The organism is Streptomyces sp. NPDC048416 (assembly GCF_043200435.1).
Taxonomy (GTDB): domain Bacteria; phylum Actinomycetota; class Actinomycetes; order Streptomycetales; family Streptomycetaceae; genus Streptomyces.
Genome location: NZ_JBICXU010000018.1, coordinates 33,718 through 56,508, shown reverse-complemented (window position 1 = coordinate 56,508; position 22,791 = coordinate 33,718). Strand labels below are relative to the sequence as shown.

17 protein-coding genes and 3 tRNA genes are annotated in these 22,791 nt (G+C 71.6%); 12 read left to right on the top strand and 8 right to left on the bottom strand.

What is annotated here, in order from left to right:
* The first annotated feature begins 3 nt into the window (after nucleotides 1-3).
* The 3 genes from ACGFW5_RS22170 (at nucleotide 4) to ACGFW5_RS22160 (ending at nucleotide 4,783) form a co-directional block, all read left to right on the top strand.
* Entirely contained in the window at nucleotides 4-1,674 is a 1,671-nt protein-coding gene (locus tag ACGFW5_RS22170; RefSeq protein WP_393835993.1) for a GAF domain-containing protein, read from the top strand.
* A gap of 351 nt (nucleotides 1,675-2,025) precedes the next feature.
* Nucleotides 2,026-3,438 carry an acyl-CoA synthetase gene (locus ACGFW5_RS22165; protein ID WP_393835992.1) on the top strand — a complete coding sequence of 471 codons (1,413 nt, stop codon included), beginning with the start codon at nucleotides 2,026-2,028 and terminating at the stop codon, nucleotides 3,436-3,438.
* A 1-nt stretch (nucleotide 3,439) separates the two neighbouring features.
* Nucleotides 3,440-4,783, top strand: coding sequence for a carboxyl transferase domain-containing protein (locus tag ACGFW5_RS22160; RefSeq protein WP_393836074.1), 1,344 nt, complete (start codon nucleotides 3,440-3,442; stop codon nucleotides 4,781-4,783).
* 125 nt (nucleotides 4,784-4,908) lie between these two features.
* On the opposite strand, the gene ACGFW5_RS22155 is transcribed toward ACGFW5_RS22160, so the two are convergent.
* The gene (locus ACGFW5_RS22155; RefSeq protein ID WP_393836073.1) at nucleotides 4,909-6,162 is read right to left on the bottom strand and encodes an MFS transporter; all 1,254 of its coding nucleotides are present in this window, start codon (nucleotides 6,160-6,162) and stop codon (nucleotides 4,909-4,911) included.
* Between the two features lie 681 nt (nucleotides 6,163-6,843).
* Here ACGFW5_RS22155 and ACGFW5_RS22150 point away from each other — a divergent pair.
* The 4 genes from ACGFW5_RS22150 (at nucleotide 6,844) to ACGFW5_RS22135 (ending at nucleotide 10,134) form a co-directional block, all read left to right on the top strand.
* The gene (locus ACGFW5_RS22150) at nucleotides 6,844-7,035 is read left to right on the top strand and encodes a hypothetical protein (RefSeq protein WP_393835991.1); all 192 of its coding nucleotides are present in this window, start codon (nucleotides 6,844-6,846) and stop codon (nucleotides 7,033-7,035) included.
* Between the two features lie 429 nt (nucleotides 7,036-7,464).
* Complete coding sequence (locus ACGFW5_RS22145) at nucleotides 7,465-7,803, top strand: hypothetical protein (RefSeq protein WP_393835990.1); 339 nt, start codon at nucleotides 7,465-7,467, stop codon at nucleotides 7,801-7,803.
* Nucleotides 7,804-7,846: 43 nt separating this feature from the next.
* A complete protein-coding gene (locus tag ACGFW5_RS22140) occupies nucleotides 7,847-9,361 on the top strand; it encodes a C2 family cysteine protease (RefSeq protein WP_393835989.1) in 1,515 nt (504 codons plus the stop codon).
* Nucleotides 9,358-10,134, top strand: coding sequence for a hypothetical protein (locus tag ACGFW5_RS22135; protein WP_393835988.1), 777 nt, complete (start codon nucleotides 9,358-9,360; stop codon nucleotides 10,132-10,134). Before ACGFW5_RS22140 ends, ACGFW5_RS22135 begins: the two co-directional genes overlap by 4 nt.
* Before the next feature lie 57 nt (nucleotides 10,135-10,191).
* Here ACGFW5_RS22135 and ACGFW5_RS22130 read toward each other — a convergent pair whose 3' ends face one another.
* A complete protein-coding gene (locus tag ACGFW5_RS22130) occupies nucleotides 10,192-10,965 on the bottom strand; it encodes a glycosyltransferase family 2 protein (RefSeq protein WP_393835987.1) in 774 nt (257 codons plus the stop codon).
* A 164-nt stretch (nucleotides 10,966-11,129) separates the two neighbouring features.
* Between ACGFW5_RS22130 and ACGFW5_RS22125 the strand changes: the two genes are divergently transcribed.
* Nucleotides 11,130-11,492 carry a hypothetical protein gene (locus ACGFW5_RS22125; protein WP_393835986.1) on the top strand — a complete coding sequence of 121 codons (363 nt, stop codon included), beginning with the start codon at nucleotides 11,130-11,132 and terminating at the stop codon, nucleotides 11,490-11,492.
* A gap of 255 nt (nucleotides 11,493-11,747) precedes the next feature.
* Here the strand turns inward: ACGFW5_RS22125 and ACGFW5_RS22120 are convergent.
* The 3 genes from ACGFW5_RS22120 to ACGFW5_RS22110 form a co-directional block, all read right to left on the bottom strand.
* A tRNA-Ile gene (locus ACGFW5_RS22120) sits at nucleotides 11,748-11,824 on the bottom strand.
* Nucleotides 11,825-11,988: 164 nt separating this feature from the next.
* A tRNA-Asn gene (locus ACGFW5_RS22115) sits at nucleotides 11,989-12,061 on the bottom strand.
* 5 nt (nucleotides 12,062-12,066) lie between these two features.
* Nucleotides 12,067-12,139 (bottom strand) — tRNA-Asn (locus ACGFW5_RS22110).
* A 171-nt stretch (nucleotides 12,140-12,310) separates the two neighbouring features.
* Here ACGFW5_RS22110 and ACGFW5_RS22105 point away from each other — a divergent pair.
* The 4 genes from ACGFW5_RS22105 to ACGFW5_RS22090 all read left to right on the top strand — a co-directional run bounded on the left by ACGFW5_RS22105 (nucleotide 12,311) and on the right by ACGFW5_RS22090 (nucleotide 17,960).
* Entirely contained in the window at nucleotides 12,311-12,610 is a 300-nt protein-coding gene (locus ACGFW5_RS22105; protein ID WP_393836072.1) for a YtxH domain-containing protein, read from the top strand.
* Between the two features lie 115 nt (nucleotides 12,611-12,725).
* Nucleotides 12,726-14,171 carry an FGGY family carbohydrate kinase gene (locus ACGFW5_RS22100; protein ID WP_393835985.1) on the top strand — a complete coding sequence of 482 codons (1,446 nt, stop codon included), beginning with the start codon at nucleotides 12,726-12,728 and terminating at the stop codon, nucleotides 14,169-14,171.
* Nucleotides 14,172-14,301: 130 nt separating this feature from the next.
* Nucleotides 14,302-16,035: an ABC transporter ATP-binding protein gene (locus ACGFW5_RS22095; protein ID WP_393835984.1), complete on the top strand. Its 1,734-nt coding sequence runs from the start codon at nucleotides 14,302-14,304 to the stop codon at nucleotides 16,033-16,035.
* Complete coding sequence (locus ACGFW5_RS22090) at nucleotides 16,032-17,960, top strand: ABC transporter ATP-binding protein (RefSeq protein WP_393835983.1); 1,929 nt, start codon at nucleotides 16,032-16,034, stop codon at nucleotides 17,958-17,960. Before ACGFW5_RS22095 ends, ACGFW5_RS22090 begins: the two co-directional genes overlap by 4 nt.
* Nucleotides 17,961-18,014: 54 nt before the next feature.
* Here ACGFW5_RS22090 and ACGFW5_RS22085 read toward each other — a convergent pair whose 3' ends face one another.
* The 3 genes from ACGFW5_RS22085 to ACGFW5_RS22075 form a co-directional block, all read right to left on the bottom strand.
* Nucleotides 18,015-19,397, bottom strand: a complete 1,383-nt coding sequence (locus ACGFW5_RS22085; RefSeq protein ID WP_393836071.1) for a sigma-70 family RNA polymerase sigma factor — start codon at nucleotides 19,395-19,397, stop codon at nucleotides 18,015-18,017.
* A 117-nt stretch (nucleotides 19,398-19,514) separates the two neighbouring features.
* Nucleotides 19,515-21,410 carry a DNA primase gene (gene dnaG / locus ACGFW5_RS22080; protein ID WP_393835982.1) on the bottom strand — a complete coding sequence of 632 codons (1,896 nt, stop codon included), beginning with the start codon at nucleotides 21,408-21,410 and terminating at the stop codon, nucleotides 19,515-19,517.
* Nucleotides 21,411-21,439: 29 nt separating this feature from the next.
* Nucleotides 21,440-22,702 carry an NAD(P)/FAD-dependent oxidoreductase gene (locus ACGFW5_RS22075; protein ID WP_393835981.1) on the bottom strand — a complete coding sequence of 421 codons (1,263 nt, stop codon included), beginning with the start codon at nucleotides 22,700-22,702 and terminating at the stop codon, nucleotides 21,440-21,442.
* Nucleotides 22,703-22,791: the final 89 nt, after the last annotated feature.

The window sequence follows — 22,791 nt, the reverse complement described above, 5'->3', positions numbered from 1 at the left end:
AGGATGAGTGAAGTGGAGAGCCCGGGCGTCGCGGACCCCGAGGGGCCAGACACCCCGAGGGCGAAGAGCCCGGGCAGCGCGGCGCCCCGGCTGCCGATGCTCCTCCAGGCGGTGCTCAGCGTCGGTACCGACCTCGAACTGCGCACCACGCTCCAGCACATCGTGGACACCGCGACCGAGCTGACGGACGCCAAGTACGGGGCGCTCGGGGTGGTCGACCCCGAGCGCGGCCGGCTCACCGAGCTGTTCACCTGCGGCCTCACCGACGCCGAACGCGAACGCATCGGCCCGCTGCCCGACGGCCGCACCGGTTTGCTCGGCGCCCTCATCCAGGACCCGCAGCCGCTGCGTCTCGACGACCGGAGCAGCGACCCCCGCTCGACCGGCCTGCCGCCGGGCCACCCGCCGATGCGCTCGTTCCTCGGCGTACCGATCCGTGTGCACACCCAGGTCTTCGGCAACCTCTACCTCACCGAGAAACGCGGCGGCCCCTTCACCGAGGACGACCTGGCGCTGCTGCGGGTCCTCGCCGCGCAGGCCGGCATCGCCGTCGGCAACGCCCGCCTGTACGAGACCGTACGGCTGCGGGAGCGCTGGATCGACGGTGCCGCAGCCGTCACCACCTCCCTGCTCACCGGCGACACCGCGGCGGACGCCCTGATGACGGTGGCCGAGCGGGCCCGGCTGCTCGCGGACGCGGCAGCGGGGGTGGTGCTCCAGCCCACCGCGGCGGGCGGCATGGAGATCGTCGCCGCGTCCGCGCCCGACGACCCCGACGACATCGTCGGCACGACCATCGAACCCGGATCGCCCGTCCTGGTCCAACTCCTCGGCGGAGAGCCGGTGTTCCTGGAGGACTCGGCGACCGACCCCCGGATGACCACGCACGTACGCTCCCGGTTCGGGCCCAGCATGATGCTCCCCCTCCAACACGGCGGCAAGCTCATCGGCACGCTCGCGCTGCCCCGGCGGCGCGGCGCCCGCCCCTACACGGCGGTGGACCGGCTGCTCGCCTCCCAGTTCGCCTCGCAGGCCGCCCTCGCCCTCGTCCTGGCCGACGCCCAGCACAACCGCGAACAGCTCGCGGTCTACGAGGACCGCGACCGGATCGCCCGCGACCTCCACGACCTGGTCGTCCAGCGGCTGTTCGCCACGGAGATGATGCTGGAGTCCACCCGGCGCCGGGCCGAGAAGTCGGCGGCCGACGACACGGACGACATGCTCACCCGGGCCGTGGACGAGCTCGACTCCACGATCCAGGAGGTGCGCACCGCGATCTTCGCCCTCCAGCAGCCGCCCGCCGACGCACCGACGACCCTGCGCGGCCGGGTCCTGCGCGAGACGGCCGGGGCCGGCGCCCTGCTCGGCTTCCGGCCCTCGGTGCGGTTCGACGGCGCGGTCGACGCGCTGGTGGGGGATCCGGTGGACGCCCAGCTCGTCGCCGCCCTGCGCGGCGCGCTCGCCGCGGCGCACCGCCGGGCGGGGGTGTCCTCGGTGCGCGTCGTCGTCGACGCGGCAGCCGAACTCCCCGACGGGCGGCCCGCGGTGCGGCTCACCGTGGTCGACAACGGCATGCGCGACGACGGCATCCGCGGCACGACACTGACCTGGCAGGCACCGCTGGAGCCGGAACCGGCCGAGCGCCCACCGGCCGAGCACCCCCCGTCGAGTTAGCACCCCCGCGGGACAGCACCCGCCCAAGCGCACACCCCGACACGGATCCGGGTCCGGCGCACGGCGGGCGGTATGGGGTACGGAACCGGCACGGGGCACGGGTCATGCGGTACGCGGTACGCGGCACGCGAACCGAGGGCGAGCGCGTCCCGGCGCGCGGCGCGGGGCACGCCTCGCGTTCGCCCCTCCGTGACGGTGCTCACGCTTCGCGCGGCTCCGGCGGGACACGGCGTCCCGTACGGCAGGATGCGGATCATGCGTCCGGACGGCGCCGCGTAGGGTCGACGAGCTGGGGCCCGGCACGGTCCGGGCCCCGTCCAGCCGTGCCGTCGATGCCGAGGAGTCCCGTACGTGTCCCCTCTCTTCCCCTCCCTGTACGCCGCCGAGCCACGGGAGGCGGTCCGCTTCGGCGAGCACGCGCTGACCCATGCCGAACTGGCGGGCGCGGCAGGCGCCTTGGCCGTCCGGCTGGCGGGCGCCGGGCGGGTCGCGGTCTGGGCGACGCCGACCCCGCGGACCGTGATCGGCGTGGTGGCGGCGCTCGTCGCGGGCGTACCCGTGGTGCCCCTGAACCCCAAGACGGGCGAACGGGAGCTGACGCACATCGTCGGCGACAGCGAGCCCACGGCGGTGCTCGCCTCCCCCGATGATCACCTCCCTTCGGCGCTCGCCCACTTGACCCGCATCGACGTACCCCTGTCCGGAACGGCCACGGAGCTGCCCGCCGAGCCCGGCGACGAGACACCCGCGCTGATCGTCTACACCTCGGGGACCACCGGCCCGCCCAAGGGCGCGGTGCTGCCCCGCCGGGCGGTCGCGGCGACGCTCGACGCGCTCCAGGACGCCTGGGGCTGGAGCGCGGACGACGTCCTGGTCCACGGACTCCCCCTGTTCCACGTCCACGGACTGATCCTCGGCATCCTCGGACCGCTGCGCCGCGGCGGCTCGGTGCGCCACCTCGGCCGCTTCTCGGTGGAGGGCGTGACGCGGGAGCTCTCGACGGGCGCGACCATGCTGTTCGGAGTGCCGACGATGTATCACCGGATCGCCGAAGTCGTGGACGACGACCAGGAGTTGGCGAAGGCCCTGGCGGGTGCGCGGCTGCTTGTCTCCGGCTCCGCGGCGCTCACCGCACCCGACCACCGGCGGATCGCGCGCGCTACGGGCCGGGCGGTGATCGAACGGTACGGCATGACCGAGACGCTGATGCTGTGCGCCGAACGGGCGGACGGCGGGGCACGCCCCGGCACGGTCGGCGCCCCGCTCCCCGGCGTCGAGCTGCGCCTGGCCGACGAGGCCGACGGCATCGGCGAGATCCAGGTGCGCGGCCCGAACCTGTTCAGCGGCTACCTGAACCGCCCGGACGCGACGGCCGCCGCGTTCACCGAGGACGGCTGGTTCCGTACCGGCGACATGGCGAGCGTGGACGCGGACGGACAGGTACGGATCGTCGGCCGCAAGGCCACCGACCTCATCAAGAGCGGCGGCTACAAGATCGGCGCGGGCGAGATCGAGAACGTACTCCTCGACCATCCCGGGGTCCGCGAGGCCGCGGTGACGGGCGAGCCGGACGACGACCTGGGCGAGCGCATCGTGGCGTGGGTGGTGCCCACGGACCCCCAATCGCCGCCGGACGCGGCCGAGTTGACGGCGCACGTCGCCGGACAGCTCGCCCCGCACAAACGACCGCGCGTGGTGCGCTACCTGTCCGAACTCCCCCGCAACGACATGGGCAAAATCATGAAGCGAGCCCTGCATGCCTGACATGTCCGAGCGGATCACGGCACGCGCGGCGATCGCCCTCGTGGCGACGCGGTTCGACGAACTGCACGTGCCCGAAGGGGTCTTCCCCGACGACGGTCCCCTCTCCTGGTCCGGCTACGGGGCCGCACGGGCGCTGGCGACGGAGCGTACGGGCGAGGACGAATCGGTGGTCGCCGGTGTCGCCTCCGTCGACGGCCGGCCGTGCGTGCTGCTCTCCTTCGAGTTCGGCTTCCTTGGAGGATCGCTCGGCCGGCGGACCGGGGACCGTCTGGAAAGGGCGTACGAGACGGCCCGCGCGCGGCGGCTCCCCCTGGTCTCGCTGATCGCCACGGGCGGCAGCCGCATGCAGGAAGGCATGCAGGCGCTGGCCCAACTCCAGCGTGTGGCACGGCAGTCGGCGCTGCTGAAGGAGGCCGGACTGCCCCAGATCGCGGTGCTGCGCGACCCCACGACGGGCGGCGGCTGGGCCACGCTCGGCGCGGGCGCCGATGTGGTTCTCGCGCTGCCGGGCGCCCAGATCGGCTTCGCGGGTTCCCGGGTCCGCCCGGCGGACGCGGACCCGGCGGCCTACCGGGCGGAGGGCCAGCTGGCGGCGGGGCACATCGACGCGATCGTACGCAAGGAAGACCTCCGGGGCGTCCTCGCGGGATGGCTGACCCTGCTGGGCGGCGACCGCGGGCGCGACCGGAACCCCGAACCGGCGCCGGTTCCCGAGCCGTTCGGGCGGACGGGGCTGCCGGAGGACGGCTGGGAGGCGGTGCGCCGGGCCCGCGCGGCGGGCCGCCCCCGTGCGCAGGCGTACCTCGACGCGTACTTCCCGCACCGGCAGTCGCTGGTGGGCGACCGGTGCGGCGGGGTGGACCCGGGGATGCTGTGCGGCTTCGGCCTGCACCAGGGGGTGAGCCACGCGTACGCCGCCCAGACCGGCACCGCGACCCGCCCGGCGGGCTACCGCACGGCGGCCCGCCTCATCCGTCTCGCCGACCGTCTGGGCATCCCGGTCCTGACCCTCGTGGACACTCCGGGTGCGGCGAACGACGCGGCGGCGGAACGGGCCGGGCAGGGCGCGGCGATCGCCGAGGCGTTCGCGGCGGTGGCCTCCGCGCGCGTGCCGGTGACCACCCTGGTCATCGGCGAGGGCGGCTCGGGCGGCGCCCTCGCCCTGACGTCCGCCGACCGTATGTGGGTGACGGCGGACAGCTACTTCTCGGTGATCGCCCCGGAACTCGCGGCGGCGATCCTGAAGCGTCCGCCGGCCGAGGTGGAGCAGACGGCCTCCCAACTGAGGCTGCGGCCACAGGACTTGGTGGAGCTGGGGATGGCCCGAGGGGTACTGGGGACGTAATCCCTCCGGGCCCCTCCGGACAGCGCCCTCGCGGGCCGTCACCGGCGGACCACCCGGCCCGTCACCGCCGGGCCTCTCCGGGGGCCGGCTACCGGGGCCGGCTACGGAACCGGCTACGGGACCGGCTACGGGACCGGGTTGCGCGCGTCGTAGCGGGCGAAGGCCCGGCGGCTGAGGCCCAGCACCGTCACCGCGAGGACGCATGCCAGGCCGCCGCCCACCACCATCACGGCGGGCGAGGTCAGGTCGGCGACCGTGCCGGCGAGGAAGTCACCGAGCCTCGGGCCGCCCGCGACCACGACGATGAAGACGCCCTGGAGCCGGCCCCGCATCTCGTCCGGCGCCGCGACCTGCATCATCGTGTTGCGGAACACCATGGACACGGTGTCCGAGAACCCGGCGACGGCGAGCATCAGCAGGCCGAGCCACAGCTGCCGGGTCAGCCCGAACGCGGCGATGGCGGCGCCCCATCCGCCCACCGAGACCAGCACCGCGAGCCCGTGCCGGTGGATGCGGCCCTGCCACCCGGAGAAGACCCCGCCGAGCAGCGCACCGACGGCGGGCGCGGCGACGAGCAGTCCGGTGGTGCGCGCGTCACCGCCGTACCAGAGGACGGCGACGGCCGGGAACAGGGCGCGGGGATGGGCCAGGATCATCGCGCAGAAGTCGCTGAAGAATGTCATCCGCAGGTTGGGCCTGGTCGACAGGAACCGCAGCCCGTCCAGGACGGAGGCGCGCTTCGCCCCGATCCGCTCGGGCAGCATCGCGGGCAGCCGCCACATCGCGTAGAGGGACGCGGCGAACGTGATCGCGTCGATGAGGTACGCCGTCTTGTACCCGGCGAAGCCGACGACGAGCCCGCCCAGCATCGGGCCGACGAGCGTGCCGGTCGTCATGATCATGGAGTTGAGGGCGTTGGCTGCGGGCAGCTGCTCGGGCGGCAGCAGCTTGGGGATCATCGCGGACCTGGCCGGGCCGTTCAGCGCCTGGCAGACCGACTGGAGCGCGATCACCCCGTACAGGAACCAGATGTTCGCGACCCCGGCGAAGGTGCCGGCGGCGAGGGCCGCCGAGAGCACGGCCGAGCCCAGCGCGCTGTAGAGGCCTAGCTTGCGGCGGTCCATGGTGTCGGCGACGGCCCCGCCGTACAGACCGAACACGACCAGCGGTACGAGCGTGAAGATGCCGACGAGGCCGACATGGAAACTGGAGCCGGTCAGGTCGTAGACCTGGAGGGATATCGCCAGCGCCGTCATGCCGCTGCCGACCCAGGACACCATGTTGCCGAACCAGAGCCTGCGGTAGTCGGGCGAGGTACGGAACGGCGTGAGGTCGGCGAATATGCGGCCCCGTGTCCGTACGGCCCCGGCCTGGGACACGGCTGCGCCCGGGGCGGACAGGGGCGTTTCGGCGGGCTGCTCGGCTTGTTCGGTCACGGGCGATGCTAACCCCGGCCCCGGGCCGCCCGAAAAGCCGATTCCCGCCCGCCCGCTCCACCGGCTCCCTCCCCGCCACCATGGCGTCCGCAGGCCCGGTGCGGCGCCGTCCGGACGCGGTCGCCCCCGGTGCCCGGCCGCAGTTCTGCACGGGCGAAGAGAAGACCGGGGCGCCCGTAGTGCGGCAGAGGCCGGCGGGGGCCGGCGGCGGCACGGAGTACCCGGCTGCCGGCGGTGGGGCCGACGGCGGCACGGAGTACCCAGGCTGCCGGCCGACGGGCCGACGGGCCGACGGGCCGACGGGCCGACGGCGGCGCCACGTACCCCGGCTGCCGGCGAAGGGGCCGACGGCGGCACGGAGTACCCCGGCCGGCCGCAGGCCCGGCCCGCAGTTTCGCGGCCAAGAGGCGCCCGTTCGGGGCCGGTCGGTCCTCCCCCGCCGCCCATCGCCTCAGGTCGAAGCCATGAGGGACGGAAGCGATCGCGAGGGCCACCTTCACGCCACGCCTTCGGGCGCGCGCCGAAGCTCCCGGCCGCCGTTACGCTTCCCCCGATCAGCAAGCGTCCCAACCGCCCCCGCCCTCATCCGGCGGGGGCGGCGACGCATCACCCGGAAGGCCACCCATGAACACTCTGATCTCCGCCGCCGCCCGCAGCGCCACCACCCCGCAGACCACGCGGCAGACCACCCGGCGCGTGCCGCTCACCGCACGGGCCGCCGCCCAGCACGCCGGCCACGTCCCGGCCACCCTCGGCCGCGTCACCACGGCGGCCGTCCATGTCCCGAGCGCCTCGGCGTTCCAGTCCGCTCTGTGAAGACCACGTAACCCACGGGCCCCGAGCGAAGGCCCCCGCCGGCCGCACGGCCCGTGCGCTCTGCCGGGGGCCTTCGCCATGCCGCCGGTCCACGAAAGCGCACTGGCCCATGGAACCGCACCCGCCGGGCCCAGGGTGACGGCCTCGCTCAACTCGGCGTCCAGCGGCGCGACTTCCTCGCCTAAGCGGCGGAACTCGGCGGGCAGGCAGAGGCGGTGGAGCGGGTGAGGCACGTGCGGCCGATGGAGCCGCGCGCGGGGGAAGCGGCCCGAAGGCGGGCGCGAGGAAGGCCCGGCACCCGCCGAACCGACGTGTCCCGCCCGGGCGATGGAGGCCCGGTCGCACCGAACAGAGGCGCAGGTGAAGGGGGGTGCTAGTCTCGCCTGCCGGTTCTGTAGACGGACGGACCAGCGACGGGGGTAGGAAGACGTGGGGCGACCCGACAATCCGACGGGGGAGACCCCGGAGCAGTTGAAGAAGCGCGCCGGCGACCTGCGCGACTGCGCTCGCAGGGCCCGCGCGCTGGCCAAGCGGCTCGGTCCGCTCCTGGACGCGTCGGCGAAGAAGGCGTCGCAGCCGGACCCGACGATCTGGCGCGGCCCGTTCGCCACCCGGTCGGCCGAGGCGCTGGTGCGTCGCAGGAATTCCGTGAACCAGATGGCGTGGGCGCTCATCCACGACGCGGGCCGCTGGGATGCCGAGGCGGACAGCCTGGACGAGCAGGCTAAGGCCGCGGGCGCCAAGCCGAAGGCGGGGGCGGGACATTGAACGGCTCCCCGGGTTTCACGTCTGACGCACCAGGAGCAGGCCGATGACCGACTTCCGCGGTTTCGACACCGAGCAGGTACGCACCCTCGCCTCCGCCCTGCGCAAGCAGGGCGAGGACGCCCAGGGTCTCCACCAGGACCTGGCCTGGCTCCTCACCGAGGCGCAGCAGCTCATGAAGGGCAAGCCCGCCACCACCGACCCGCAGCTGAGCCCCCTGGTCGGACAGGTCTTCACCTTCCCGTTCTTCGGCGGCCCCTCGACCCTGCCCGGCGTGCTCGGCGGCGAGCTGAGCGACATGGCGGGCTCGATGGAGCGCCGCAGCAAGCAGTTGGACGAGGTCAAGGTGCTCATCGAGCACGGGTACGCCGTCGACCCGTCCCTCCTGTTCGCCGACGAGGACGCCCCGAACGAGAAGGACATCACCGACGCGCTGAAGCAGATCCACGACCTGGACGGGAAGGACTTCGGCACCGACGGCGACCGCGACGACCTCCAGAAGGTCAGGCGCATGCTGGACGGCATGACGCCCGCCGAACTGGACGCCTTCTTCGACAAGGTCCCCGAGGCCGACCTCAAGCACTACAACGGCCTGATCAACGACACGGACGACAGCGGCTGGAAGTGGTGGGACGAGAACGGTCTGCCCGAGAGCGACCGCCGCGACCACCTCAGCGCGATGCTGGCGAAGCTGGGACCCTCGCACTGGGCGAAGGCACAGGCCGCGTTCCCCGGGATGCAGCCGGGCTTCGACACCACGGACGCCTACCTGGACGGCCAGAACGCGCAGAACGGCAACCAGGCCAAGGGCATGCACTGGGGAGACCCGAGCGACCCGCTCTTCGCCCCGGGAACCGACGGCAAGGAGATCACGGCCGCCGACATCCAGCAGGGGCGCTTCGCCGACTGCTGGTACATCGCGTCCCTGACCTCGACCGCCCAGGTGAACCCGCAGTTCATCCGGGACGGCATCGTCCAGAACCCGAACGGCACGGTGAACGTGCGCATCTGGGACAAGGACGGCAACAAGCACTGGGTGACGGTCACGCCCGACCTTCCCCTGGACCAGAACGGCACCGTGATGGGCGCCACGGCCGGTGGCTCCACCTGGCCGGCGTACTACGAGAAGGCGTTCGCCCTCGTGTACGGCGGCGACAAGGGCGGCGCGCCGGACGGCAAGGGCGGCGATGCGAAGTACGACCGCGCGGAGCACGGTGACTACGGCGCGACCGAGTGGGACAACACGGACAAGGCGCCGCCGTATGTGACCGGCAAGGACTCGGACGGCGTCGACAATGACGTTCCGGCACTGCGCAAGAGCTTCGACTCCGGCCACCCGATCATCGTGCAGACCGGCAGTGGCGACGACGCCCAGAAGCAGGGCAACGGCCTGTGGGGTGACACCTTCTCGACCCGGCACGTGTACTACGTGAAAGGGTTCCAGGGCGACAACATCGTCCTGGGCAACCCCTGGGGGCCGCCGTACCAGGACATCGTGGCCACGCCGGAGCAGTACAAGAAGTTCTTCAGCGATCCGCAGGCCCTGGAGGTACCCAAGTGACAGCCCTCGTACGTTCCCTGCGTGCCGCGGCGCTGGTGGGATGTGTGCTGGTGCCGGCGGCGGCCTGTGGGGGTGCATCCGGCGGCTCCGAGGCTGCCGACACGCCCCCGCCGTCCTCCCGCACTCCCGCTCCCCCGGCCGACAAGGGCCCCGCATGCGAAGGCACTCCGACCGCCAAGGGTCTGCACGTCCTGCGCGGCGGTTCGCAGGCGCTGCCGGGTGGCGCCGGCCCGGTGCTGTACAAGGAGGGCGGCTCGGACGGTACGCACCGTACGGCGACCCTGACCAACGGCACGGGCACGGGCACCGCGCAGGCGGGCACCACATCCTGGCCGGTGCGGCCCGGCCAGACCCTCGCGGTGGGCGGCAAGGCCTTCGCCGTCTCCCAGATCTGCACCTACCGAGTCGTACTCACCCCGAAGGACGAGACCGCCGTGACCCAGTCACCCGTGCCCAACGCCGTCGACCCGGGGTGGCCGTCCCTGACGGACGGCCGTCTGCGCCTGCGCTGGCACGTCCCGAACACCGAGCGGCACGGCGCGATCAGCGCCATCCTCCATGATGTCGCCGCCGATCCGGACCGTGCCGACATCGTGATCACCAGCCGCGCCGGTGGCGGCGCCGGCTACGAGGACGCCCGCGTCGGGGACACCCTCGAATTCGCGGGACGGCTCTGGAAGTTGACCGTGATCGACACGGGCGACGGCAACCCGTCGATGGCGAACCGCAACTCCGGGTACGTGGACCTCCAGCTGATCGGACCGTCCAGCTGATCGGACCGTCCAGCTGATCGGGCCGTCCAGCTGATGGCACCGTCCAGCTGATCAGTCCTAGATGCGCGAGTTGCGCAACGACTGCCACACGGCGCCGGTCAGCGCCCGCGTCGCGCGCGGGACCGACAGGTCCTCGTGCTCGCGATACAGGGACCAGTTGTACTTGACCAAGGACAGCTTGTTGGAGGACAGCGACCCCGCCTGGCCCGCCCGGTACACCGCAAGCGGTTCGGCCAGGCCGCGGGCGTCGGCGCCGTCCCGCATGATCGACAGCCACAGCGCGTAGTCCTGGCGCTTGCGCATCTCCGGCATGAACCTGGTGCCCAGGACGGTGCGGTCGTACATGGCGGTCAGGGCGCCGATGTGGTCCCGGACGAGCATCGCGCGGTAGTCCACGTGGGCCCGCGCCCGGACGACCCGCCCGTTGGGGACCCAGTCGGTGCTCTCGCCGTCGTGGTCGGCGTCCATCTTGAAATAGCTGGTGAACGTCAGCGGCGCATCGCCTTCGGCGGCGAAGGCGAGCTGCTTCTCGGTCTTGTCCGCAAGCCACATGTCGTCGGAGTCGAGGAACGCCACGTAGTCCCCACGGGCTCGCTCGATCGCGAGGTTGCGTGCCCGGCCCGCGCCGCCCCGCTCGGGCGCCGACTGCGGCAGCACCCGCTCGTCCTGGGCGGCGAACTGCCTCAGCAGGTCCATCGACCCGTCGCAGGACTGATCGTCGGTGACCAGCAGCTCCACGTCGCTGTGCGTTTGCGAGAGCACCGATCGGACGGCCGCGCCAAGGGTGGCGGCCGAGTTGTAGACGGGCATCACGACAGACACCAGGGGCACAGCACATCTCCTCGCCCGATCAAAAACCAACGGTCCATTCAAGCACCGCGACCCCGGGGAGCTGAACTGCCGCCTCAGGGCGGCAGTGGGTGGGGAGGAGGTGCTGAACTCGGCGAGCGGCGGGCGGCGCGTAGGGTGAGTGGCCGAATCGGGGGAGATGCGTCGTGACCAGCACCGCACCACAGACAACGGCACCAGCTGCCGCAGTACGCAACGTTCCGGCACGGGTCGCGGCCTGGTCGGCAGGCATGGGTGTCAGCGTGATCATTTCGATCTTCACGACGCCGATGCTCTGGCTGATGCACGGCGGGATCTACACGTTCTTCCTGTTCGTGTTCGGCCTCGTCGCGATCCCCGCCGGTCATCTCGGCAGATTCCGGGGCAAACGGCTGGGCGGCCACGACCGCGGCCTGGCGCTGGCCGCCATCGTGACGGGGTGGCTGTTGCTGCTCTGCACCCTGCTCATCGTCCTGGCCTACGCCGGGTTGATGATCGGACTCACGGCACTGTTCACGTCCGCGAGCTGAGGGTCACGCACGCGCCGCGTCCACTGGTCGTCGTCGAAGGCTCACGGCGCCGGCACCGACGGCCTGTTCGGCCACCGCCGCCCGGCGAGCCACGGCGGATGTCAGGTCTCCGGAGATCCGCACACAGGATTGAGCCAAGCCGTGCAGAAAATCGTATCGGCGTGTCGGTGCGGCGTTCGCGTGGCGAGCGCCCGGCCGACGCTATCCTGCGACCAATGTCCCCGCAGGTCAGAACGTTTCTGCACAGGGAACTGCTGGTGGGGCGGGTGGGACTCGAACCCACGGCCGACGGATTATGAGTCCGCTGCTCTAACCGGCTGAGCTACCGCCCCTTACGGCGCGTCGCGCACATGTGTGCGCGCCGTCTGCCGCAGCATAGCCGCTCATACGATCTCCTGCCTCGGATGGTCGGCATCGCACGCCCATGAGGACTTCGTGGAGATCCCGGCGGTTCCGCCGGACACGAAAAAGGACCCCGAAGGGTCCGATTCCGCTGCTCTCCCGACTGGACTCGAACCAGTAACCTGCCGATTAACAGTCGGCTGCTCTGCCAATTGAGCTACAGGAGACCGAGCTCCCCCGACTGGACTCGAACCAGTAACCTGCCGATTAACAGTCGGCTGCTCTGCCAATTGAGCTACAGGGGAATGTCTCGTTGCGTCGAACGAACCCACCTGGGATGTTCCCGGGCGGCGTGCGTCCGCTGCGACACATACATTAGCGCAAGCAGGGGGGTGCTCCGCCAATCGGTTCCGCCCCGGGTGATCACGGGGCCGCGCGGGTAGGCGCGGCACACACGCTAGGGAAGGGTGACCGCCATGCGATACCGGCTCACGTTCGCCGCCGGACTGGCCCTCGGATACGTGCTCGGCACCAAGGCCGGCCGCGAGCGCTACGAGCAGTTGAAGAAGTCCGCACGTCAGGTGGCTCAGAACCCCGCCGTGCGGAACACCGCCGAGTCGGCCGCGCAGACCTCGCGCGAGGTGGCGGGCAAGGCGTTCCAGGCGGTGAGCGACAAGGTCGGGGACAAGGTGCCCGCCTCCGTGGCCGGCCGGGTGCGCTCGCTGCGCGAGCGGGGCCAGGGCACCGAGGACGACTGGGGCACCACCAACACCTGACCCCGCCGGGCGGGGCCCGCCGCGCACCACCCCGCCGGGCGGGGCCCGCAGCGCGACAGCGTTGTCCTGGCCACTGCCGTCCCCCTGGCCCCGCGCGTGCGGCAGAATCGTGGGCATGGGGATAGTCGCCGGTCTTGACAGCTCTTCCGCCTTCACGCGCATCGTCGTCTGCGACACGGACACCGGAGCCGTGCTGCGACAGGGGTACGCCCCTCATCCGGTCGAACCGAAGGCCACGGAAATCGATCCGCAGGCGTGGCTGCTCTCGCTCGGCGAGGCCGCGACCGGCGGCCTCCTTGAGGGTGTTCAGGCCATCGGGGTCTCGGCCCAGCAGCACGGGCTCCTGCCGCTGGACGGGCAGGGCAATCTCGTACGCCCGGCACTGACCGGCAACGACAAGCGGGCCCAGGTCGCCGCCGCCGACCTGGTGGACGGGCTCGGCAGCCGGGAGGCCTGGGCGCAGGCCGTCGGGTGTGTGCCGCAGGCGGCCCAGGCGGTGGCCAAGCTGCGCTGGCTGGCGCGCGACGAACCGGAGGCCGCCAAGCGCACCGCCGGAGTGCTCCAGGCCCACGACTGGCTGGTGTGGCAGCTGCTCGGCCGGCCCGCCCGGCGCACCACCGACCGGGGTGCCGCGTCCGGCACCGGATACTGGTCCGCCGCCACCGGCTTCTACCGCCCCGACCTCGTGGAGCTCGCCCTCGGCCACCAGGTGGCGCTGCCCGAGGTCCTCGGCCCCTCCGACGCGGCCGGCACCACCCCCGAGGGCCTGCTCATCTCCGCCGGTACGGGCGAGACGATGGCGGCCGCGTTCGGGCTCGGCGTCGGCGCGGGCGACGCGGTCGTCTCGCTCGGCGCCTCGGGTTCCGTCATGGCGGTGCACCACGAGGCGCTGGCCGATCCGAGCGGAATGATTACGTCCTTCGCCGATGCGACCGGGATGCACCTGCCGGTCGTCCATACGAGCAATGCGGTGCGGGCCCTGCGGGGAACGGCGCAGATGCTCGGCGCCGACGACCTGGCCGCGCTGAGCGACCTGGCCCTGGAATCCACGCCCGGCTCCTGCGGTCTCGTCCTGCTGCCCTACCTCGAAGGGGAGCGCACGCCCCGGCTTCCGCACGCGGCGGGGACGCTGTCGGGGCTGCGCCGCGAGTCGATGAAGCCCGAACACCTGGCGCGGGCCGCCTTCGAGGGGATGCTCTGCTCGCTCGCCGACGCGCTGGACGTGCTGCGCGGGCGCGGTGTCGAGGTCAGGCGGGTCTTCCTGCTGGGCGCCGCCGCCGAACTGCCCGCCGTGCAGGCGGCCGCGCCGGCCATCTTCGGTACGCAGGTCGTCGTGCCGCAGCCGGCCGAGTACGCGGCGCTCGGCGCGGCCCGGCAGGCCGCCTGGGCGCTCGGCGTCTCCCAGGGCACACTGGCCGCGCACACCCCGCCGGCCTGGCAGGGCGCCTCGGCGCAGGTCTTCGAGCCGGGCGAGGACCTGGCCGTGGGGCAGGCGGTGCGTCAGCAGTACGTCGCGACGCGTGACGAGATCCACCCCGGCGCCTTCGGCCAGGGCGCTTGACGCGCACCTGGCCCGCGCTCTTTGCTATTCCTTTTGACTCCAGCTCGATAATCGCTTGAGCTTCCACGGGTGGAGTGTCGCAAGATGGGGGGTCGAACCCCCCGATCTTGCCGACCCGGAGAGCCTGCGCGTGCTCATACGACTTCTGCGGTCCCACCTGAGGCCGTACAAGAGACCGATTGCCCTGTTGGTGCTGCTTCAGCTGCTGCAGACCAGCGCCACCCTTTATCTGCCCACCTTGAACGCGAACATCATCGACAACGGTGTCGTGAACGGTGACACGGGCTACATTCTGAAGCACGGCGGCATCATGATCGCCGTCAGTCTCGTCCAGGTCTTCTGCAACATCGGCGCCGTCTTCTTCGGCGCCAGGACCGCGGCGGCACTGGGACGGGACGTGCGGTCCGCCGTCTTCGCACGGGTCCAGTCCTTCTCGGCCCGCGAGGTCGGCCAGTTCGGGGCGCCGTCCCTGATCACCCGCACCACCAATGACGTCCAGCAGGTCCAGATGCTGGTCCTGATGGCCTTCACCCTGATGGTGTCCGCGCCCATCATGTGCGTCGGCGGCATCATCATGGCGCTCGGCCAGGACGTGCCGCTGTCCGCGGTGCTGCTCGCCGTCGTCCCCGTCCTCGGCATCGCGGTCTCGCTGATCGTGCGCAGGATGCGGCCGCTGTTCCGCACCATGCAGACCCGGCTCGACACGGTGAACCGGGTGCTGCGCGAGCAGATCACCGGCAACCGCGTGATCCGGGCGTTCGTACGGGACGAGTACGAGCAGGAGCGCTTCAAGGGCGCCAACACCGAGCTCACCGACGTCTCGCTCGCCACCGGCCGCCTGATGGCGCTGATGTTCCCGACCGTCATGACCGTCGTGAACGTCTCGTCGGTGGCCGTCGTCTGGTTCGGTGCGCACCGCATCGACAGCGGCGACATGCAGATCGGCCAGCTCACCGCGTTCCTCGCGTACCTCATGCAGATCGTGATGGCCGTCATGATGGCCACCTTCATGTTCATGATGGTGCCGCGCGCCGAGGTCTGCGCCGAGCGCATCGAGGAGGTCCTGGGCACCGACACCAGCGTGGTGCCGCCCAAGGCCCCGGTCCTGGAACTGCGCCGGCACGGCCATCTGGAGGTGCGGGGCGCCGACTTCAAGTACCCCGGCGCCGAGGCGTCCGTGCTGCGCGGCGTGGACCTCGTGGCCCGGCCCGGCGAGATCACCGCCGTCATCGGTTCGACGGGCAGCGGCAAGTCGACCCTGCTCGGGCTCGTGCCGCGGCTGATGGACGCCACCGACGGCCAGGTGCTCGTCGACGGCGAGGACGTGCGCACCCTCGACCCGGTGCTGCTCGCCAAGACGGTCTCCCTCGTGCCGCAGAAGCCGTACCTGTTCTCGGGCACGGTCGCCACGAACCTGCGGTACGGAAACCCCGACGCGAGCGACGAAGAGCTCTGGCACGCCCTTGAGGTGGCGCAGGCCAAGGACTTCGTCTCCCGGCTGGAGGGCGGCCTCGATGCGCCCGTCGCGCAGGGCGGCACCAATGTGTCCGGCGGCCAGCGCCAGCGTCTCGCGATCGCGCGGACCCTGGTGCAGCGCCCGGAGATCTACCTCTTCGACGATTCCTTCTCGGCGCTCGACTACGCCACGGACGCGGCGCTGCGCTCCGCGCTCGCGCGGGAGACCGCCGAGGCCACGGTCGTGATCGTCGCCCAGCGGGTCTCCACCATCCGGGAAGCCGACCGGATCATCGTCCTCGACGAGGGACGGGTCGTCGGGACCGGCCGCCATCACGAGCTGATGGCCGACAACGAGACGTACCGGGAGATCGTGCTCTCCCAGCTGACGGAGGCTGAGGCGGCATGAGCGGGGCCGGTGGACGCATGATGATGGGCGGCGGCCCGGATCAGCGGTCGATGAACTTCAAGGACTCCGGAAAACGGCTGGTGAAACGGCTCGCTCCGGAGAAGGCCACGCTGAGCGTGATGCTCGCCGCGGTCGTGTGCAGCGTCGGACTGTCGGTGGTCGGGCCGAAGATCCTCGGAAAGGCGACCGACCTGGTCTTCGCCGGGGTGATCGGACGGCAGATCCCGGCCGGCGTCACCAAGGCGCAGGCCCTCGACAACCTGCGGCACAAGGGCCAGGGCGGCCTCGCCGACATGCTCTCGGGGGTCGACTTCACGCCCGGCCACGGCATCGACTTCGGCTCGGTCGCCACCATCCTGATCGCCGCGCTCGCGGTGTACGTGGGCGCGGGCCTGCTCATGCTGGTGGCGACCCGGCTCGCCAACCGGGCCATCAACAAGACGGTGTTCCGGCTGCGCGAGGACATCCAGACCAAGCTGTCGCGGCTGCCGCTTTCGTACTTCGACAAGGCCAAGCGCGGTGAGGTGCTGAGCCGCGCGACCAACGACATCGACAACATCTCGCAGACGATGCAGCAGACGATGGGCCAGCTCATCAACTCGCTCCTGACCATCGTCGGCGTGCTGGTGATGATGTTCTGGATCTCGCCGCTGCTCGCGGTCGTGGCCCTGGTCACGGTGCCGCTCTCGGTGGTCGTGGCCACCCGGGTCGGCAAGCGCTCACAGCCCCAGTTCGTCCAGCAGTGGAAGTCCACGGGCAAGCTGAACGCGCACATCGAGGAGATGTACACCGGGCACGCCCTGGTGAAGGTGTTCGGGCGGCAGAACGAGTCGGCGCAGGCGTTCGCCGAGCAGAACGACGCGCTGTACGAGGCGTCGTTCAAGGCGCAGTTCAACAGCGGCGTCATGCAGCCCCTGATGATGTTCGTGTCCAACCTGAACTACGTCCTGGTGGCGGTCGTCGGCGGGCTGCGGGTCGCGACGGGTTCGCTGTCCATCGGTGACGTGCAGGCGTTCATCCAGTACTCGCGGCAGTTCTCGATGCCGCTCACCCAGGTCGCCTCGATGGCGAACCTGGTGCAGTCCGGTGTCGCCTCCGCCGAGCGGATCTTCGAACTGCTCGACGCCGAGGAGCAGGAGCCGGACACCGCCTCGCCCGAGCGCCCCGAGGTGCTGCGCGGCGCGGTCGCGCTGGAGGGGGTGTCGTTCCGCTACGAGCCGGAGAAGCCGCTCATCGACCATCTGTCGCTGCGGGTGGAACCCGGGCACACCGTCGCCATCGTCGGCCCGACCGGCGCCGGCAAGACGACGCTGGTCAACCTGCTCATGCGGTTCTACGAGGTCACCGGCGGCCGGATCACCCTGGACGGGGTCGACGCGGCGCGGATGACCCGCGAGGAGCTGCGTTCCTCCATCGGCATGGTGCTTCAGGACACCTGGCTCTTCGGCGGCTCGATCGCGGACAACATCGCGTACGGCGCGGCGAAGGAAGTCAGCCGGGAGGAGATCGAGGAGGCGGCGAAGGCGGCGCACGCGGACCGCTTCATCCGGACGCTCCCCGAGGGCTACGACACCGTCATCGACGACGAGGGCACCGGGGTCAGCGCCGGTGAGAAGCAGCTCATCACCATCGCGCGGGCGTTCCTGTCCGACCCGGTGATCCTGGTGCTCGACGAGGCGACGAGTTCGGTCGACACCCGTACCGAGGTGCTGATCCAGAAGGCGATGGCGCGCCTGGCCCACGGGCGTACGTCGTTCGTCATCGCGCACCGCCTCTCCACGATCCGCGACGCGGACGTGATCCTGGTGATGGAGAACGGCTCGATCGTCGAACAGGGCACGCACGACGAGCTGTTGGCGGCCGACGGCGCCTATGCCCGCCTGTACGCGGCCCAGTTCGCGCAGGCGGTCGCCGAAGTCGACTGACCCGCAGGGGGGGGTGGGGCCGGTGCGCGGTGCGCACCGGCCCCTTTTCCCGTTTCAGTCCAGGTAACCCCGCAGCTGTTCCGCGAATGCGTGGTCGCGGAGCTTGTTCAGCGTCTTCGACTCGATCTGGCGGATGCGTTCGCGGGTCACACCGAAGATCCGGCCTATCTCCTCCAGGGTGCGCGGGCGGCCGTCGGCGAGCCCGTACCGCAGCTGGACGACTTTGCGTTCGCGCTCGCCGAGCGTGGACAGGACCGCCTCCAGGTGCTGGCGCAGCAGCAGGAACGCGGCGGATTCGACGGGGGACGCGGCGTCGCCGTCCTCGATGAGGTCGCCGAGCGCGACGTCGTCCTCCTCGCCGACGGGCGCGTGCAGCGACACCGGTTCCTGGGCCAGGCGCAGCACTTCACCGACCCGCTCCGGGGTCAGGTCGAGGTGGGTGGCGACCTCTTCGGCGGTCGGTTCGTAGCCGCGCTCCTGGAGCATGCGGCGCTGGACGCGCACCACACGGTTGATGAGTTCGACGACGTGGACGGGGACGCGGATGGTGCGGGCCTGGTCGGCGAGCGCCCGCGACATGGCCTGGCGGATCCACCAGGTGGCGTACGTCGAGAACTTGTAGCCGCGCGCGTAGTCGAACTTCTCGACGGCCCTGATCAGGCCGAGGTTCCCCTCCTGGACCAGGTCGAGCATGGTGAGCCCGCGCCCCACGTACCGCTTGGCGACGGACACCACCAGACGCAGGTTGGCCTCGATGAGCCGGCGTTTGGCCATCCGGCCCATGACGACCAACTTGTCGAGGTCGAGCGCGAGTTGGGAGTCCAGGTCGGACGCGGTGTTCAGCCGCTCCTCGGCGAACAGGCCCGCTTCGACGCGCCGGGCGAGCTCGACCTCTTCGGCGGCGCTCAGCAGGGGAATGCGGCCGATCTCGCGGAGATACTGGCGGAAGAGGTCGGATGACGGGCCGCCGGTGTCGGTCCGGCTCGGCCGTGGACCGGGGAGCTCGGGAACCTCCCGCTCGGCGGCTTCTCGCCCGGCGTGTTCCTGCTCGGCGGGCTCCTGCTCGGGCGGCCCCTGCTCGGGCGGTCCCTGCTCGGCGTGCTCTTGCTCGCCGGGTTCCTGCTCGGCCGGTTCCTGCTCGGCCGGTTCCTGCCCGGGCGGTTCGGACGCGGGCCCCGCCTGCGGCCCGGATGCCTCCGCCTCCGGGAGGTACGCGGCCCGCGGCTGCGGTGGCGGGGCCGTGACGACGTCGTGGTCGGTCAGGGTCTGGGTCTGCACGGGGGCGACCTCCAGGGTGATCGCTGCCGGATCGGGGGCGTGTGGCAGCGGGACGGGGGCGGCCGGGCCGCATTCCGTCCCGTACACATCGAGCGGATCCGCGGGGGTGAGGTGCCCACCTTCGGGGGTGGGCCGGCCGCGCTCCGAGGACTCAGGCACCGCCATCCAGTGTGGGGTACGACACAGCATCGCCGCGACGGGCGTGCGACGACTTTCTGAATCCGGTGCGTGACGGGACGGTTACCCGGACGGACGGGCCCGGCGGGGCCCGGCGGGTCAGAGCGCCGCCGCGCCCTTGTTGCGCAGGGCCTGCCCGTACTGCTGGAGGACCCACAACTCGTTCTGCACGGCGGCCAGTTGCGCCGGGTCGCCGTGCTGGCCCAGGCGGGCCAGGGTGCCCTGGATGTCCAGGAGGCGGCGGTCCACGGCCCGGCGGCGGACGGCCACCAACTGCTCACCGGCGTAGGCCTCGTCGACGGTACGGGCGTGCACGGCTTCGACGGCGAGCTCGGTGACCAGCGCGCGGACCACGTCGTTGGGCGCGCAGTCCATGACGGCCGGCAGGTAGTCGGAGGGGGCGTCGGTGGCGCCGCCCGCTTCCTGGATGCACTGGCGCACGGCCGCGTAGGGCGGGGCGGTGAACTCGTCGATGCCGTACGCGTCGAACGCCGGGGAGACCAGGTGCGGGTGCTGCAACGCCAGCTTCAACAGCTCCCGCTCGGTGCGGTGGGCGGGGCTGCGCAGGTTCAGGGCGGGACCCGAGGCGAAGGAGGGCCGGGGGGCCTCGCTCTCGTAGGGCCTGCGGCGGTCCTGGGCGGGCGCGGGGCCCTTGCCGCCGCGGTCGCGGGCCCAGCGGGCGAGCTGGGCGACACGCTTGACGACGAACTGGGTGTCCAAAATGCCGAGGATGCCCGCGAGTTGGACGGCCACCTCGTGCTGGGACGCCACGTTCTTGATGCGGGCGACGATGGGGGCCGCCTCGTCGAGGGCGGCGGCCCGGCCCGCCGGGGTCTCCAGGTCGTAGCGCGCGACGATCTGACGGATCGCGAACTCGAAGAGCGGGGTGCGTGGTTGGACCAGGTCGGCGACCGCCTCGTCACCCTTGGCCAGGCGCAGGTCGCACGGGTCCATGTTGTCGGGCGCGATGGCGATGTAGGTCTCGGCGGCGAACTTCTGGTCGTCCTCGAAGGCCCGCAGGGCGGCCTTCTGCCCTGCCGCGTCGCCGTCGAAGGTGAAGATGACACGGGCCGAGCCGTTGTCCATCAGGAGACGGCGCAGGATCTTGATGTGGTCGCCGCCGAACGCGGTGCCGCACGTCGCGATCGCGGTGGTGACACCGGCGAGATGGCAGGCCATGACGTCGGTGTAGCCCTCGACGACCACCGCACGGCTGGACTTGGCGATGTCCTTCTTGGCCAGGTCGATGCCGTACAGGACCTGCGACTTCTTGTAGATCGGGGTCTCGGGCGTGTTCAGGTACTTCGGGCCGTTGTCGTCGTCGCGCAGCTTGCGCGCGCCGAAGCCGACGACCTCACCCGACACGTCGCGGATCGGCCACATCAGGCGCCCGCGGAAACGGTCGATGGGGTTGCGCCGGCTCTCCTGGGCCAGGCCCGACGTCAAAAGCTCCTTGTCGCTGAAGCCCTTGCCGCGCAGGAAGCGGGTCAGATGGTCCCAGCCGGCCGGGCTGTAGCCCACACCGAAGTGCGCGGCCGCCGCCTGGTCGAAGCCGCGCTCGGCCAAGAACGCGCGGCCGATCTCGGCTTCCGGGCCGGCCAGCTGCTCGCTGTAGAACTGCGCGGCCGCCCTGTGCGCCTCGACCAGACGGATGCGCTCACCGCGCTGGTGCGAGGGGTTGTAGCCGCCCTCCTCGTAGCGCAGCGTGATGCCCGCGGTGGCGGCCAGCCGCTCGACCGCCTCGGAGAACGACAGATGGTCGATCTTGCGGACGAAGGCGATCGTGTCGCCGCCTTCCTGGCAGCCGAAGCAGTGGAAGAGACCCTTGCTCGGGCTGACCTGGAAGGACGGGGACTTCTCGTCGTGAAAGGGGCACAGGCCCTTGAGGTTGCCGCCGCCCGCGTTGCGCAGCTGAAGGTACTCGGACACGACGGCGTCGATCGGGACCGCGTCCCTGACCGCCTTCACGTCGTCATCGTTGATCCTGCCTGCCACGCGTGAAGTCTACGGGGGCGCCACGACACTCAGGGTGCGAGGGAGCCGAGCGCGACGGACGGATCGGCCAGCGCCTCGGTGTCCACCGGGGCCCCGCCCCGGATCAGGGCCTGGATGGGCTCTGTGACATCCCACACGTTGACGTTCATCCCGGCCAGGACGCGGCGCTCCTTGAGCCAGAACGCGATGAACTCGCGCTTGCCCGTGTCGCCGCGGATCACCACCTGGTCGTAGGAGCCCGGCGGCGCCCAGCCCGAGTATTCGAGACCCACGTCGTACTGGTCGGAGAAGAAGTACGGGACACGGTCGTACGACACGTCCTGGTCCAGCATGGCGCGGGCGGCGGCCGGTCCCCCGTTGAGCGCGTTGGCCCAGTGCTCGACGCGCAGCCGGGTGTCGAGCAGCGGATGGTGGACCGCGGCCACGTCGCCCGCCGCGAAGATGTCGGGGTCCGACGTACGCAGCGAGGCGTCCACGGCGATGCCTCCGCCGTGCAGGCGGTCGACCAGGGCCAGCCCGGCCGTCTCGGCGAGCGAGGTGCGCGGGGCGGCGCCGATCGCGGCGAGCACGTCGTGCGCAAGGTGCTCCTCGCCGTCGTCGGTGCGGGCGGCAAGGACCATGCCGTCCTGGCCGACGATCTCGGTGAGCCGGGCCCCGAAGTGGAAACGGACACCGTGCTCGGCGTGCAGGTCGGCGAAGAGCTGGCCGAGCTCGGGCCCGACCACGTTGTGCAGCGGCGTGGGCGCCGGCTCGACGACGGTGACCTCGGCGCCGTAACTCCTGGCGGCCGCGGCGACCTCCAGGCCGATCCACCCGGCACCCGAGATGACGAGGTGACCGTTGTCGCGGCCGAGCGCTTTGAGTACGTGCTTCAGCCGCTCGGAGTGGGCCAGGCGCCGCAGGTGGTGGACGCCCGCCAGATCGGTGCCGGGAATGTCCAGGCGGCGCGGCTCCGCGCCGGTGGCGAGCAGCAGCCGGTCGTACTGGATGAGGGCGCCGTCGCCGAGCCGGACCGTCTTGGCCTCGCGGTCGATGGCCGTGACGGGCTGGCCGAGATGGAGCTCGATGTCGCGCTGCGCGTACCAGGCGGGCTCGTGCACGAAGACGCTGTCGCGCTCCTCCTTGCCGGCCAGGAACCCCTTGGACAAGGGCGGCCGTTCATAGGGGTGCTCCCGCTCGTCGCCGATGAGGATCACCCGCCCGTTGAAACCCTCCGACCGCAGGGTCTCGGCGGCTTTCGCCCCTGCGAGACCGCCTCCCACAATGACGAATGTCCGATCTGCGTCGACCACTTGATGCCTCCTCGGTGCTTGCTGCGCGGCGCCGCCATCTGCGAGCGTCCCGCACGGAGCGTGATGGGGGAAGAGGGCTTGCTCCGCCT